Annotated in this window: 16 protein-coding genes; 1 reads left to right on the plus strand and 15 read right to left on the minus strand. The window is 66.3% G+C overall.

Translation table 11 applies throughout. The annotated features are described in order from the left end of the window. Positions 1–147: 147 nt before the first annotated feature. The 5 genes from trpC to GRB80_RS07740 all read right to left on the minus strand — a co-directional run bounded on the left by trpC (position 148) and on the right by GRB80_RS07740 (position 5,096). Complete coding sequence (gene trpC, locus GRB80_RS07720; protein WP_161423148.1) at positions 148–957, minus strand: indole-3-glycerol phosphate synthase TrpC; 810 nt, start codon at positions 955–957, stop codon at positions 148–150. Between the two features lie 25 nt (positions 958–982). Next, the gene (trpD, locus tag GRB80_RS07725; RefSeq protein ID WP_161424269.1) at positions 983–2,002 is read right to left on the minus strand and encodes an anthranilate phosphoribosyltransferase; all 1,020 of its coding nucleotides are present in this window, start codon (positions 2,000–2,002) and stop codon (positions 983–985) included. Positions 2,003–2,018: 16 nt separating this feature from the next. After that, positions 2,019–2,627, minus strand: a complete 609-nt coding sequence (locus tag GRB80_RS07730; RefSeq protein WP_161423149.1) for an anthranilate synthase component II — start codon at positions 2,625–2,627, stop codon at positions 2,019–2,021. A 19-nt stretch (positions 2,628–2,646) separates the two neighbouring features. Further along, positions 2,647–4,143: an anthranilate synthase component I gene (gene trpE, locus GRB80_RS07735; protein ID WP_161424270.1), complete on the minus strand. Its 1,497-nt coding sequence runs from the start codon at positions 4,141–4,143 to the stop codon at positions 2,647–2,649. 254 nt (positions 4,144–4,397) lie between these two features. Then, positions 4,398–5,096, minus strand: coding sequence for a phosphoglycolate phosphatase (locus GRB80_RS07740; RefSeq protein WP_161423150.1), 699 nt, complete (start codon positions 5,094–5,096; stop codon positions 4,398–4,400). A 104-nt stretch (positions 5,097–5,200) separates the two neighbouring features. Here GRB80_RS07740 and GRB80_RS07745 point away from each other — a divergent pair, with 104 nt between their 5' ends. Further along, entirely contained in the window at positions 5,201–6,499 is a 1,299-nt protein-coding gene (locus GRB80_RS07745) for an NAD(P)/FAD-dependent oxidoreductase (protein WP_161423151.1), read from the plus strand. On the opposite strand, the gene GRB80_RS07750 is transcribed toward GRB80_RS07745, so the two are convergent. The 10 genes from GRB80_RS07750 to GRB80_RS07795 all read right to left on the minus strand — a co-directional run bounded on the left by GRB80_RS07750 (position 6,491) and on the right by GRB80_RS07795 (position 13,729). Then, positions 6,491–6,826: a GIY-YIG nuclease family protein gene (locus tag GRB80_RS07750; RefSeq protein WP_374708643.1), complete on the minus strand. Its 336-nt coding sequence runs from the start codon at positions 6,824–6,826 to the stop codon at positions 6,491–6,493. The two genes, GRB80_RS07745 and GRB80_RS07750, sit on opposite strands and share 9 nt — an antisense overlap. Before the next feature lies 1 nt (position 6,827). Next, entirely contained in the window at positions 6,828–7,529 is a 702-nt protein-coding gene (gene rpe, locus GRB80_RS07755) for a ribulose-phosphate 3-epimerase (RefSeq protein WP_161423152.1), read from the minus strand. Between the two features lie 233 nt (positions 7,530–7,762). Then, positions 7,763–8,359: a HupE/UreJ family protein gene (locus GRB80_RS07760; protein WP_132043182.1), complete on the minus strand. Its 597-nt coding sequence runs from the start codon at positions 8,357–8,359 to the stop codon at positions 7,763–7,765. A 65-nt stretch (positions 8,360–8,424) separates the two neighbouring features. Continuing rightward, positions 8,425–9,060 carry an urease accessory protein UreG gene (ureG, locus tag GRB80_RS07765; protein ID WP_132043184.1) on the minus strand — a complete coding sequence of 212 codons (636 nt, stop codon included), beginning with the start codon at positions 9,058–9,060 and terminating at the stop codon, positions 8,425–8,427. A 147-nt stretch (positions 9,061–9,207) separates the two neighbouring features. Continuing rightward, positions 9,208–9,927, minus strand: a complete 720-nt coding sequence (locus GRB80_RS07770) for an urease accessory protein UreF (RefSeq protein WP_132043186.1) — start codon at positions 9,925–9,927, stop codon at positions 9,208–9,210. Beyond that, positions 9,917–10,390 (minus strand): urease accessory protein UreE, encoded by a 474-nt coding sequence (gene ureE / locus GRB80_RS07775; protein ID WP_161423153.1) that lies wholly within the window; start codon positions 10,388–10,390, stop codon positions 9,917–9,919. Before ureE ends, GRB80_RS07770 begins: the two co-directional genes overlap by 11 nt. 44 nt (positions 10,391–10,434) lie before the next feature. Continuing rightward, positions 10,435–12,138: an urease subunit alpha gene (ureC, locus tag GRB80_RS07780; protein WP_161423154.1), complete on the minus strand. Its 1,704-nt coding sequence runs from the start codon at positions 12,136–12,138 to the stop codon at positions 10,435–10,437. Beyond that, positions 12,135–12,485 carry an urease subunit beta gene (locus tag GRB80_RS07785; RefSeq protein WP_161423155.1) on the minus strand — a complete coding sequence of 117 codons (351 nt, stop codon included), beginning with the start codon at positions 12,483–12,485 and terminating at the stop codon, positions 12,135–12,137. The genes ureC and GRB80_RS07785 overlap by 4 nt, the downstream gene beginning before the upstream one ends. Positions 12,486–12,496: 11 nt before the next feature. Continuing rightward, entirely contained in the window at positions 12,497–12,799 is a 303-nt protein-coding gene (gene ureA / locus GRB80_RS07790) for an urease subunit gamma (RefSeq protein WP_161423156.1), read from the minus strand. A gap of 48 nt (positions 12,800–12,847) precedes the next feature. After that, a complete protein-coding gene (locus GRB80_RS07795; RefSeq protein ID WP_161423157.1) occupies positions 12,848–13,729 on the minus strand; it encodes an urease accessory protein UreD in 882 nt (293 codons plus the stop codon). Positions 13,730–14,523 lie beyond the last annotated feature (794 nt).

Below are 14,523 nucleotides of genomic sequence, written 5' to 3' on the forward strand. Positions count from 1 at the left end.
AGCCCCTGTCCTCAGGGCGATAACGCACCGCTGAGAGCCCAGCCGGGTCCCCAGCGAGGGGGTCCCCCGGTGGAGCCGGCCTCCTGTTGTAGGAGCCGGTCCACTACTCTTGAGCAGCCTCGTCCCGCAGAGAGTTGCGAGTCACGTTCAGAAGAACAGTCCGCGCAGGGCCTCACCCGGGTCGGGCTGGCGCATGAAGGCCTCGCCGACGAGGAAGGCATTGACATCATGCTCGCGCATGCGCAGCACGTCGCCGGGAGTGTGAATGCCGGACTCGGTGACCACGGTGACGCCTTCGGGGATGCGCGGCAGCAGCTCGAGGGTGGTATCGAGTGTGGTATCGAAGGTGTGCAGGTCGCGGTTATTGATCCCCACCAGGCTGAGATCCAGCCTGAGGGCTCGCTCCAGCTCCAGGGCGTCGTGGACCTCCACCAGCACATCCATGCCAAGCTCCACCGCCTGCCGGTGAAGGTCGGCCATCTGCCTGTCCTCCAGGGCGGCAACGATCAGCAGAATGCAGTCGGCCCCGATGGCACGCGCCTCGCTCACCTGATAGCCGTGGGTGATGAAGTCCTTGCGAATCACCGGCAGCGAGCAGGCGTCGCGAGCCGCGATCAGGCAGTCCTCATGGCCCTGGAAGAAGTCGGCGTCGGTGAGCACCGAGAGGCAGGCGGCACCGCCCGCGGAGTAGCTGGCGGCAATCGCGCCGGGATGGAAGTCCTCTCGGATCACCCCCTTGGAGGGCGAGGCCTTCTTGATCTCGGCGATGATCGCCGGGTCACCCTCGGCGATACGCCGCTCCAGCGCCGCCACGAAGCCCCGCGGAGACCCCTGCTCGGCGGCCAGGCGCAGCAGCTCCGCCTCCGACACGGCGCGGGCACGCTCACGGACCTCTTCGTCCTTGCGCTGGAGAATTCGGGTCAGGATGGTAGGGGTCGCCCCCGGGGATACACTCATGTTTTGACTCCTGGTGGGGGTACGCTTACTGCAGGAAGACGCGGGTGAAGTTGGCCAGCTCCTTGAGCTTCTCGAGGGGCAGCTTCGAGGCCTGGGCATCCTGGGCCAGGGCCACCCCCTCCTTCAGGCTGTCGGCGACATCGGCGGCATAGAGGGCCGCACCGGCATTCAGCGACACGATATCGGCCGCCGACCCCTCGCCTCTCAGGGCCTGCTCCACCAGGCGCAGGCTGTCCTCGGCGGTCGCGACCCGCAGCGAATCGAGGGACTGCCGCTGGATCCCGAGCTCTTCGGGGGTGATCACGTATTCGTGAATCTCACCCTCCCTGAGTTCCGCCACCCGGGTCGGTTGGGCCAGGGAGATCTCGTCCAGGCCATCCTCGGCATGCACCACCAGCACATGGCGGCTCCCCAGGCGGCGCAGCACCTCGGCCATCAGCGGCACCAGCTCCGGAGCATAGACCCCCAGCACCTGATTGGGGGCTCCGGCGGGGTTGGTCAGCGGCCCCAGGATATTGAACAGGGTGCGCACCCCCATCTCACGGCGCGGCACCACCGCATGGCGCATCGCCGGGTGGTGGTTGGGAGCGAACATGAAGCCCACGCCCACCTGCTCGATGCAGCGTGCCACCTGCTCAGCATCGAGGTCCAGATGGATCCCCGCCACGGCGAACAAGTCGGCGCTGCCCGAGGAGGAGGAGACCCCGCGGTTCCCGTGCTTGGCCACGTGGCCACCGGCGGCGGCCACCACGAAACTGGAGGCGGTGGAGACGTTGAACAGGTTGGCGCCGTCGCCACCGGTGCCGACGATATCGACCACGTGGTCCGCCTTGAGGTGGACCGGGCGCATCAGCTCGCGCATCACCTGGGCGGCGGCACTGATCTCCTCGGCGGTCTCGCCCTTCATGGCCATGCCCATCAAAAAGGCGGCGATCTGGGGGTCACTGACCTCACCGGTCATGATCTGGCGCATGACCTGGTGGGTCTGGTCGAAGTTGAGGTTCTCGCGGCGCATCAGGGCACCGAGGGCATCTCGCATCTGCATCATGGATCTCCTCGAATCAGGCACGGCCCAGCGGCACCTGGGGGTGGCGCTTGAGAAAGTTGGCCAGCAGCTCATGGCCCTGGCGGGTCAGGATCGACTCGGGATGGAACTGCACGCCTTCCACATCCAACGCACGGTGGCGCAGGCCCATGATCAACCCGGGAGTGATATCGTCGTCGGCGGTCCAGGCGGTGATCTCCAGGCAGTCAGGCAGTCCCTCACGTTCCACGATCAGCGAGTGGTAGCGGGTGACGTCCAGCGGGTCGTCGAGGCCGGCGAACACGCCCTGCCCGGTATGGCGGATGGCCGAGGTCTTGCCGTGCATCACCTCCGGAGCACGCACCACCCGGCCACCATAGACCTGACCGATGGCCTGATGCCCCAGGCAGACGCCGAGTATCGGCAGCCTGCCGGCGAAGTGGCGAATGGCCTCCATGGAGATGCCCGCCTGATCGGGCGTGCAGGGCCCCGGGGAGATCACCAGGTGGGTCGGGGCCAAGGCCTCGATCTCGGCCAGGGTGATCGCATCGTTGCGGTGAGTCTCGACCTCGGCGCCCAGCTCGGCGAGATACTGCACCACGTTGAAGGTGAAACTGTCGTAATTGTCGATCATGCAGACTTTCATGGGTCTCTCCGCCACCGGGCTATTCGAGGTTGTCCAGGCCGCGCTCGGCCATGGCCACGGCGCGAAACAGGGCGCGCCCCTTGTTGAGGGTCTCCTGCCACTCCATCTCGGGCACCGAGTCGGCGACGATGCCGGCCCCCGCCTGGACATGCAGCTGGCCATCCTTGATCACCGCGGTGCGGATGGCGATGGCGGTGTCCAGATTGCCGTGCCAGGAGAGATAGCCGACCGCCCCCGAGTAGATGCCGCGCTTGACCGGCTCCAGCTCGTCGATGATCTCCAGGGCGCGGATCTTGGGGGCACCGGAGACGGTGCCCGCCGGAAAGGTGGCGCGCAGGGCATCCATGGCGGTCAGCCCCGGCTTGAGCCGCCCGGTGACGTTGGAGACGATATGCATCACGTGGGAGTAGCGCTCCACCACCATCTCCTCGGTGACCTTGACCGAACCGGTCTCGCTGATGCGGCCGACATCGTTGCGCCCCAGATCGATCAGCATCAGGTGCTCGGCGCGCTCCTTGGGGTCGGCCAGCAGCTCCTCCTCCAGGGCGCGATCCTCCTCTTCGGTGCGCCCACGCTTGCGGGTGCCGGCAATGGGTCGCACCGTCACCTCGCCCTCCTCCAGGCGGGTCAGAATCTCCGGCGAGGAGCCGGCTACTTGATGGTCACCCAGGTCGAGGAAGAACATGTAGGGCGAGGGGTTGAGACTGCGCAGTGCCCGATAGAGATCCAGCGGCGCGGCCCGGTAGGGGATCGACATCCGCTGGGAGGGGACGCACTGCATGACGTCACCGGCCAGCACATACTCCTTGATGGTCTCCACCGCCGCCTTGAAGCCCGCCTCGGTAAAGCCGGAGCTGAAATCGCCCTCCTCCACCGCCGCACTACCGGTACCGGGGCTGACGGTATTGAGGGTGGCGCTGCGCAGGCGAATCTCCAGCGCCTCGAGGCGCTCGACCGCGCTGGCATACGCGTCGGGCTGCGCCGGGTCGGCATGGGTCCAGAGGGCCAGGCGACCGGAGAGATTGTCGAACACCACCAGCTCATCGCACACCATCAGCAGGATATCCGGCACCCCCAGCGGGTCAGGCTTGGCGGCGGCGGCCTCGCTGCGCAGGCGCGGCTCGATATAACGGATGGTGTCGTAGCCGAAGTACCCCACCAGGCCACCATCGAAGCGGGGCTGATCGTCCAGCCGCGGCACCTTGAAGCGCGCCTGGAACTGCTCGATCCACTCGAGGGGATCCTCTACCTCGGCGGCACCATGCAGCTCTCCGTCGACGATATGGCTGATGCTGTGGCCTCGCACCTCGATGCGCTCGCGGCAGGGCAGCCCGATGATCGAGTAGCGTCCCCACTTCTCGCCGCCCTGCACGGACTCCAGCAGGAAGGTCCAGGGCGCATTGGCGAGTTTCATGTAGGTAGAGAGCGGTGTGTCGAGGTCGGCCAGCACCTCGCGGGTGACCGGAATACGGTTGTAGCCGGCATCGGCCAGCTGCTGAAAGCGTTCGGGGGACATCATGCCCGGACTCCTAGGTAAACGGTTGACGGTGGTAAACGCAGGGCGCCGGGGCGAGTCAGTGGCCGCGGCTCAGAACGATATGAGCGTCACCATCGCCAGCGACAGGGAGCAGGCAGGCGGGCAGCGGCGCGGGCAGCGCTGATGTGAAGGAGTGTATCCGGCAACGTGCGGGTGGTCATCGGGTGGTGTCCGCGTCTTATAGTAATAACATATTGAAAAGGCTATTTCTTATAGCAATAGCCGAATTCACGTTAAACGAGTTCCGCCAGCGATTCAACCACGCCGTCCGGGTCGCTGTCGCGAACCGGCTCACCGTGGTTGTAGCCATAGGGGACCGCCAGGGTGCGAAAGCCCGCCGCCTTGCCGGCGGCGATATCGTGACGTGAGTCTCCCACCATCAGGCAGGACGACGGAGACACCGCGAAATGGGCCGCAACATGCAGCAGCGGTGCCGGGTGGGGCTTCTTTTCGGCCAGGCTGTCGCCTCCCAGGCACAGCGAGAAATAGTCGGCCAGGCCCAGGTCATCCAGCAGGGGCGCAATAAAGGCCTCGGGCTTGTTGGTTACCAGCGCCAGGGGCAGATCGCGGTCGCGCAGCCCGCCCAGGCACTCTCGCACCCCCGGGTAGAGACGGGTGTGGGCACCGGGAGCGCGGGCATAGTGCGCGAGGAAGGCGACGTGGGCGCGCTCCAGCAGACTATCTGACAAAGGGCCAGCCGGCCGGGCTCCGGAGACACCCTCGTTCACTTGAGCAGTAAATCGCAACGCCCGCTCCATCAATACCAGCGAGCCATTGCCTACCCAGTCACGCACCCGCGCCTTGCCGACGGCGGGCAGGCCCAGCTCGGTCAGGGCGGCGTCCACGGCGATGGCCATGTCGGGCACCGAGTCGATCAAGGTGCCGTCCAGGTCGAAGGCCACCAGTTCGATGCCTTCCAGAATGGGGTGCATGCGCTGACTCCAGGAGAGTGAAAGCCATATTGTGCCCCACGGGTCATGGGCAGGGAATGCCAACCGACCTATGCTGGTGTTTTCACGTGCCAGGGAGTGTCCGTATGAGCATACAGAGAATCGTGGTAGTGGGTGGCGGCGCCGGCGGGCTGGAGCTGGTAACTCGCCTGGGCCGACGGCTGGGACGGCGCGGTCGGGCCGAGATCGTGCTGGTCGACCGCAGCCCGACACACATCTGGAAGCCGCTGCTGCACGAGGTCGCTACCGGTGCCCTCGACTCGGGCCTCGACGAGATCGCCTACCCCAGCCATGCCCGCGCCAATAGCTATCGATTTCAGCGGGGCACCCTGTGCGGTCTCGACCGACAGCGGCAGCGGCTGCAGCTGGCCGCCGTGCTTGACGATGACGGCCAGGAGATTCTGCCGGCTCGCGAGCTGGCCTACGACCGACTGATACTGGCGCTGGGCAGCGTCAGCAATGACTTCGGCACGGCGGGAGTGGCCGAACACTGCCACTTTATCGACTGCCCCGAGCAGGCCGAGGCCTTCCGGCGCGATATGCTCGATACCTTTCTGCGCTTCAGCGCCAGCACGCAGGACCCATCTCCGCGACTGAAGGTAGGCATCGTGGGGGGTGGCGCCACCGGAGTGGAGCTCGCCGCCCAGCTCTACGATGCCCTGCTGATGCTGCACAGCTACGGGGTCACCGAGCTGGAGCGCCATCAGCTCGAGATATCGCTTATCGAGGCCGCCGATGACGTGCTGCCGGCCCTCCCCGCACGCGTCCGTCAGGCGGTGCGTGATGAACTCCAGGGCCTCGGCGTCAAGGTGCACACCGAAACGCGGGTGACGCAGATCGATGCCGACGCCATCCATACCGCCGACGGCCAGTGTATCGCCACCGATCTCGCTGTCTGGGCGGCGGGCATCAAGGCGCCCGACATCCTCGCCGAGCTGGACCTGACCCTGGCCAAGGGTCAATGTCTCGTCGTTCACGACACCCTGCAGAACGTCGACGATCCCAATATCTTCGCCCTCGGCGACTGCGCCAGCTGCCCCCAGGAGGACGGCGGCACGGTGCCGCCACGCGCTCAGGCCGCTCACCAGCAGGCCCTGCACCTCTACCGCAACCTGCACGCCCAGCTCGACGGCAAGCCACTCAAGCCATTCGTCTATCGCGACCGCGGCTCGCTGATCTCGTTGGCCCACTTCGAGGCGATCGGCACGCTGATGCGCGGTACCTCGGCCCGCCGCCTGTTCGTCGAGGGCCACCTGGCCAAGTTCTTCTATGTCTCGCTCTACCGTCTGCACCAGCGAGCCGTTCACGGCAATCTGAAGACAGGGATCATCATGCTGGTAGATGGACTGAACCGATTCATACGCCCGCGCCTGAAGCTACACTGAGGCCCCTTCGGTCCGCTGACGCAGCCAGGCCCGCTTGCGGGCGGCCGTTAGGCGCTTGATCTCGGCCTCACGGCGCAGCGCCGTGCCATGGTCACCGACTGGCTCGTGATGGCGCAGCGTCAGGGGCCCCTTGCCGCGCAGCGCCTTGGCCCCCCGCCCCGCCCGATGCTCGGCCAGGCGCCGGTCGACATCGGTGGTAATGCCGGTGTATAGGGCCCCCGCGGCCGTCTCGATCACGTAGAGATACCAGCGGGGCGCCTTGGCTTGGGGTGTCTCGGCCTTGGGTATCTCGGCGTGGCGAGCCTCGGTGCCGGGCTCGGTGCTCACCTCAGCGCACGCTGGCCAGCTGTTCGCGGAAGTCGCGAATCACACCGTCGTAGCGATGCGGATCGGCCTCGTTGCGAGCCTTGAACACCGCCGAACCGGCCACGAAGGTGTCGGCTCCGGCACGCGCGATCTCGGCGATATTGTCCACCTTGACCCCGCCATCCACCTCGAGGCGAATGTCCCGGCCGGAGGCATCGATGCGCTGGCGTGCCTCGCGCAACTTGTCGAGGGTGGCGGGAATGAACGACTGCCCCCCGAAGCCCGGGTTGACGCTCATCAGCAGCACCATATCGATCTTGTCCATCACATAGTCGAGATAGGAGAGCGGAGTGGCCGGGTTGAAGACCAGGCCGGCCCGGCAGCCGCCGTCACGGATCAGCTGCAGGGAGCGGTCGATATGGTCGGAGGCCTCGGGGTGGAAGGTGATGATGCTGGCCCCGGCGTCAATGAAGTCGCCGATCAGCTGGTCCACCGGACGCACCATCAGGTGAACATCGATGGGAGCGGTTACGCCGTGCCTTCTGAGGGCCTCACAGACCATGGGCCCGATGGTCAGGTTGGGCACATAATGATTGTCCATCACATCGAAATGGACGATATCGGCACCGGAGGCCAGCACGTTGTCCACCTCCTCGCCGAGGCGGGCGAAGTCGGCGGAGAGGATCGAGGGCGCAATCTGGAAGTCGCGGGGGGCAGCGGTCATGATGGCACGGTTCCTGTAGGTCCTGTAGGTGTAACGCAAGGCTAGCGAAGACGCTATTTTAGCAGCTCATCGCGCCGCGCTCGCCCCCGTTGCGAACGAGAGCGACGAGAACGACGAGAGCGACGAGGCGGCGCCTCGGCAATCGGCCTGCGCGCGGACATACGACAACGCCTCGCGCGCTCCCGGGAGCGCGCGAGGCGTTGGATGGATCAGGCAGCGTGCGCCCGGCCGCGTCAGCTCAGCGCCAGTGCACCGCCCAGTGCGGCCACCGCACCACCCAGCAGGCGCAGCCAGCGGCTATCGGCGCGCTGCATCCAGGCACCCAGGCCGCGGCCCGCCACGGTGATCGCCAGGGTCGCCAGCAGGAAGCCGACCATATAGCTGACCAGCGCCGCGCCGTGCGGCATCTCGGTGCCATGGGCGTGGCCATGGAACAGCATGAACAGCGCCACCAGCGCCGCGCCGGCGGCACCGGGCAACCTCGTCAGGGTGGCAATCAGGATGCCCGCCAGCAGTACCGAGGCGATGATCCCCGCCTCCACGCCGGGCAGCGCCACGCCGCCCAGCGCCAACATCGCTCCCAACAGCATACCGCCAATCATGAACAGCGGCGCGCCACGTCGCATTAGCGGCCCCTGGCGTACACTCCAGACGCCAATGGCGGCCATGGCCAGCAGGTGGTCGAGGCCCATCAGCGGGTGCAGCAGACCGCTGAGAAAGCCGCCGTGAGTATGCTCACCGTGGCCGGGGTGGGCCAGAGCCAGCGTGGCGGTCAGCAGCAGGCCCACGGCCAGCAGTGCCTGAAGGGCGCGTTGCGGTGCAGTCTTCATAGGAACTCCCTGTGCAAGGATTGGGTGGCAGATTGGGGTGACGCTCGGCCGGTTCGTGGCCGCGCTCAGGCGGTCTCGGCGCCTGCCGAACGCCGATCGGGCAGCATGCCCTGCCGAAGAATGAAGCGAATGATCTCTTCCAGACCGACTCCGTCGTGCAGGTTGGTGAACACGAAGGGACGCTCGCCGCGCATCTTCCGCGCGTCGCGCTCCATCACCTCAAGGGAGGCGTGCACGTACTCGGCGATATCGATCTTGTTGATGATCAGCAGATCCGACTTGGTGATGCCTGGACCGCCCTTGCGCGGAATCTTGTCGCCGGCGCCGACGTCGATCACGTACAACGTCAGGTCCGAGAGTTCCGGGCTGAAGGTGGCCGCCAGGTTGTCGCCGCCGGACTCCACGAACACCAGCTCCAGGCCGGGGTGACGGGCCTGCAAGTCATCGATCGCCGCCAGGTTCATGGAGGCGTCTTCGCGGATCGCGGTATGTGGACAGCCGCCGGTCTCCACGCCGAGGATGCGGTCGGCGTCCAGCGCCTGATGGCGCAGCAGGAAGTCGGCGTCCTCGCGAGTGAAGATATCGTTGGTCACCACGCCGATGTCGTAGTGGTCGCGCAGGGCGCGGCACAGCTGGCGCAGCAGCGCGGTCTTGCCGGAGCCCACGGGGCCACCGACCCCGACACGTAGACAGTGAGTCATGGCACTCTTCCTCTGGGTCACACGCTTGGATGTGACAGGTTCAGTCGTTGCGCGCGCGATTGCGGCACGCGCGATGGTTTCCCGACCAGGGTATGGCGGCAGGAGTCGGCGCCTCACCGGACGGGCTCGATCGGGCGGCGGTCGCCCTCAACTGCGGAACATCCGCGAATACTGGGTCTCGTGCTGAGCGCTGACCAGGGCCAGCCCCGGCAACAGCGCCCCCAGCTCGGCGGTGGCGCGCCCCTCGGCGGCGTCCACCGCCGCCACCAGACGCGGACGCAGCACTTCATACAGGCGCTGGGCGGCCACATGACCAAGCGGCATCACCTTGCAGGCCACCGCCAGCTGGTTTTCCAGCCAGGCCCAGGCGAAGCCCAGCTGGGCCTGACGTGGCGCCAAACGACGCCGGTGGGCAACCCAGGCGAACACCGTCAGGTAGCCGGGTTCCGGTGGCAGCGCGGCATCACCCCGCGCCGGGCAGGGCAGCAGATCCAGCCCGCGCAGCAGCCGCAACAGCGCCTCGCCCAGCCGCCGCTCCTCCTCGTAGAGCTCGGCGGTTTCGCGCTGGGCCAGTAACCAGTCGTTCCAGTCGCACAGTGCCGCGCTGTCCGCCGCGGCCCAGGCCGCCTGCAGGTGACCCAGTACCGGCAGCTCGCAGCGGCTCAAGCCGTCATCCAGCACCCCGCTCAACCAGTCTGCCAGTGCCGCTTCGTCACTCACCCAGCCCCGCTCGATGGCCCCCTCCAGCCCCTGGGACCAGGCAAAGGCACCGATGGGCAGCGCCGGGCTGACCAGCTGCAGCAGCCCCAGCAGCGCCAGATCCGAAGTGCCCCCCGCAGCGGGCCGCTGCACGACATCAGTGGGCATGGTGGTGACCATGCGCATGCCCCGCCGAATAGGCACCCGGCTCCGGGTCGAAGGGCGCCTGATGGCGGCTCAGCCGTGCGCCCAGGCGCTCGGCCAAGTCCTCCAGCACATGGTCAGGAGGAAAGCGCACCCAATGGCCACCGTCATCGTCCGTGCCGATGGCCAGCGAGACATGGCGGTTGCCCAGGTGGTAGCAAAGCCGACCCAGCGCCAGCCCCCCATCGATATGCGCGGTGACCACCGGTTCGGCGGCGGCCCGTACGCGTACCAGCTCCCCGTTGCGGGCGCGCAGCCGGTCGCCCTCGCGCAGCACCGAGCCGCGCTCCAGAAACAGCCCGACCTCGCGGCCACCGTCGGTAAGTGCCCGCAGACGCCCCCGGGTGCGCCGGTCATAAGGCAGGGTCAGGGTATCCAGCTCCGCGCCGTCGGCCTCGCCGGCGACGCGTTCGATCAATTCCAGCATCGTGGTCTCTCCTGCTGTTTTCAGAACCGTGTTTAGAGCCGTGTTCAGAAAAGGTGATAGCGCTGGGCCAGGGGCACCTCGGCCAGGGGTTCACAGGTCAGCAGCTCGCCGTCGGCATGGACCTCGTAGGTCTGAGGGTCCACCGTCAGCGTCGGGCAGGCATCGTTGAGCTTCATGTCGGTCTTGCGCACCTGGCGCACGTCGCGACAGGCCACCAGCCGGCTGTTCAGTCCCAGGCGCTCCGCCAGGTTGTGCTCCAGCGCCGCCTGGCTGACAAAACTTATGCGGGTGGCGCTGGCCGCCTTGCCAAGGGCACCGAACATGCGCCGGTAGTGCACCGGTTGCGGCGTCGAGATCGAGCCGTTGGGATCACCCATGGCCGCCCCCGCCACCATGCCTCCCTTGAGCACCAGCTCCGGCTTGACGCCGAAGAAGGCCGGCCGCCACAGCACCAGGTCGGCCAGCTTGCCGACCTCCACCGAGCCGATCTCGTGGGCCACGCCGTGGGTGATGGCCGGGTTGATCGTGTACTTGGCGACATAGCGTCGGGCCCGCACGTTGTCGGTGCCCCGTGCCCGATCCTCGGGCAGCAGGCCACGCTGAACACGCATCTTGTGGGCGGTCTGCCAGGTGCGGCAGACCACTTCACCGATCCGCCCCATGGCCTGGGAGTCGGAGGAGATCATCGAGATCACGCCCAGGTCATGAAGAATATCCTCGGCGGCGATGGTCTCTCGGCGAATGCGCGAGTCGGCGAAGGCCACATCCTCGGGAATGTTGGGGTCGAGGTTGTGACACACCATCAACATGTCGAGGTGCTCGTCCACGGTGTTGACCGTGTAGGGCCGTGTTGGATTGGTCGACGACGGCAACACGTAAGGCAGCGCGCAGGCGGTGATGATGTCCGGCGCGTGACCACCGCCGGCACCCTCGGTGTGGTAGGTGTGAATGCAGCGCCCCTTGAATGCCGCCAGGGTATCCTCGACGAACCCCGACTCGTTGAGGCTGTCGGCGTGAATGGCGATCTGCACGTCGTAGCGCTCGGCAACGTCCAGGCAGGTGTCGATGGAGGCCGGCGCCGCGCCCCAGTCCTCGTGGATCTTCAGCCCCATGGCCCCCGCCTCGAGCTGATGCTCCAACGCCCGGGGGCTGCTCGAGCTGCCCTTGCCGAGCAGGCCGATGTTGATCGGCAGCTCGTCCACCGCCTGCAGCATCTTGCCCAGATGCCAGGCTCCCGAGGTGCAGGTAGTGGCATTGGAGGCGGTGGTGGGGCCGGTGCCGCCGCCGATCATGGTCGTCAGGCCGCTCATCAGCGCCTCGTCGACCTGCTGGGGGCAGATGTAGTGGACATGCGTATCCACGCCACCCGCGGTGAGGATCCGTCCCTCGCCGGCGATGATATCGGTGCCGGCACCGATCACCACGCTCACCCCCTCCTGGGTGTCCGGGTTGCCCGCCTTCCCGATGGCGGCGATGCGGCCCGCCTTCAGCCCCACGTCGGCCTTGACGATACCCCACCAGTCGAGGATCACCACATTGGTGATCACGGTATCCATGACCGTATCATCGTGGCACTGGCTCTGGCCCATGCCATCGCGAATCACCTTGCCACCGCCGAAGATGACCTCGTCGCCGTAGTGGGTCGCGTCGCGCTCGATCTCGATCCACAGCTCGGTGTCACCCAGCCGGATCCGGTCACCGGTGGTCGGCCCGTACATGTCGGCATACGCCTGGCGGGAAATTTTCATGCGGCATCCCCTCTATCTGGCTGGCCAGCATCGGCGTCGTTATCCAGCCCTCCCATCACCTCGCCGCGAAAGCCGTGGATCTGTCGCCGGCCGGCAAACGGCACCAGCGTCACCTCACGGGTCTGGCCCGGCTCGAAACGGATCGCCGTGCCCGCGGCAATGTCCAGACGCCAGCCAAGGACCGCGGCGCGATCGAAGCGCAGTGCCGGGTTGGTCTCGGCGAAGTGGTAGTGGGACCCCACCTGAATCGGCCGGTCACCGGTATTGGCCACGCTCAGGCTGATGCGCTCACGCCCCGCGCACAGCGCGATGCCGCCGTCGCGCAGCTGATATTCACCGGGAATCATCGCAACTCTCCTTACACGATCGGGTTATGGACAGTGACCAGCTTGGTGCCATCGGGGAAGGTGGCTTCCACCTGAACGTCCTGAATCATCTCGGCGACACCCTCCATGACCTCGTCACGGCTCAGCAGATGGCGGCTGGAGCCCATCAGCTCGGCCACACTGCGCCCATCACGCGCGCCCTCCATGATCGCGCAGCTGATCAGCGCCACCGCCTCGGGGTAGTTCAACTTCAGCCCTCGGGCCTTGCGTCGCTCGGCGAGCAGGCCGGCGGTGAACAGCAACAGCTTGTCTTTGTCTCTTGGGGTCAGTTCCATCAGTCAGCTCCAGTTATCCAATGGCGGCGTCCGTTCGCCGGTCGCCACTCAGGTCAGCCAGATGCGTGGTACCGTCGCCGCCTGGCCGGTCAGCCGAGGGCGCAGCAGCTCCCTGGCGTGCTGAAACAGCGCCCAGGCCTGGTTACGCTCCTGGCCCAGGTAGCGCAGCAGCAGCACGCCGCGGCGGACGGTGACCGCCCAATATTCGGCGGCAGACAGGGCATCTCGCAGCGCCACCGTGGCCTCCGCCGGGTCGGGCAGACCCACGACCCACAGGGTGCCCTGTACGGAGGCGCCGCCCTGCCCCCAAGCACCACGGAAACGGGGGTGTTCCGGCTCAAGCAGCTGACGCTCCAGCCACAGCGGTCGGCCGTTATGCAGCAGCCGAAACCGCTGCTCCAGGCGGCCACTGGCGAAGGGCAGCTCACTGGCGGGGCGTCCCAGCCCCAACAGCTCCCAGCCCAGGCAGCGCGCGCCACTCGCCAGCTCGAGGGTCAGACTCTGTACCCCTCGCGAGCCATCGAAGGCCAGGGTTTCCTGGGGCACCCACTCCAGGATCGCGTCATCGGCCACCGCCAGCCGGGTGTGCTGAGTCCAGGCCACCGCGTGGCTGTCGGCCCGGTAGAGCTTGCTCGCCGCCGGCGTGGTCACCAGCGCCTGGGCACCCGTCTCCACATTCACGTCGATCTGCAGCGCATCGCCGCTGACCAACCCACCTGGGGGATGCAGCAGATAGACATGGCAACAGCCACTGCGCCCTTCCGGGTAGAACGGCCGCTGCACCCGCAGCGGGCCGTGGTGATGCGCCCGACTCATCCGGGTCACCCCCGAGGCGCCCGTGTCATCCATGCTGAAGCCCAGCGACAGCGCCGCATCCCAGCGGCGCGCCGCGTCGAAGCGGTGCCCGGAACTCACTGCGTTCTGTGTCATCACGCGTCACTCCCTCTCATGGCCGCTCTCGCCATCCGCCCTGGCCGGCTGGCTAGTTCCCAGCAGCCAGCCGCCGAGCGACTCGCTTTTCAATACGCCTTGTACCGGCACCTCGCTTGGTACTCTTCTCGACATAAAAAACCCATGGGAATACCTCAGCCATATCCGGCCGAAATATCATCGTGATTACGCAAATTTTCTACAAACCAACCCACAACACACTTAAAAAAAAGGTGCAGAAAAAAATGACAATTATCACCAAGCTTGGCTACGGTACTTTACGAAAAACTGGCTAATACCCTTCGCCGATAATGCTTCGAACAAGTGCGAAATAACTCTCGAAAATTCGCCGAAAGCACGATCAACTCGACAGAATCCATCGCGCCGCAAAAACCACCTCGTCGTATCTCGGTAACACGCAAGATGACGCAGCGACATCCGGTATCACCTGACACCTGATGGTCAGCAGTGATTCATCATCATGTTGCCGAACAAGTGCCGACACGACGTAGCCTGGACCCGGCCCTTCTCGCGCCGGAGCCCGTCGGGATGGCAGTTCACTTCGACAATAAGGCGGTCTGTGGGCAGCACAGCGACTCCAGTCGCTACGGCGAGCTCGATGAACTCCAGGGCCAGCGGCCCGATTGTATTGAACACCACATAACGCAACACTCTCGCTAGTCTTGCATCACTCCTGGTCCGGACAAGATGGGGAACCTTGTCGTGCCAAGCGTTACACCCAAGGGGCTGGGCTGAGTCGAGGCGCTACTGATTAGCACCCTCGGCTGGATAAT

This window comes from Halomonas icarae (genome assembly GCF_009901955.1).
In the GTDB taxonomy this organism is placed as follows: domain Bacteria; phylum Pseudomonadota; class Gammaproteobacteria; order Pseudomonadales; family Halomonadaceae; genus Halomonas; species Halomonas icarae.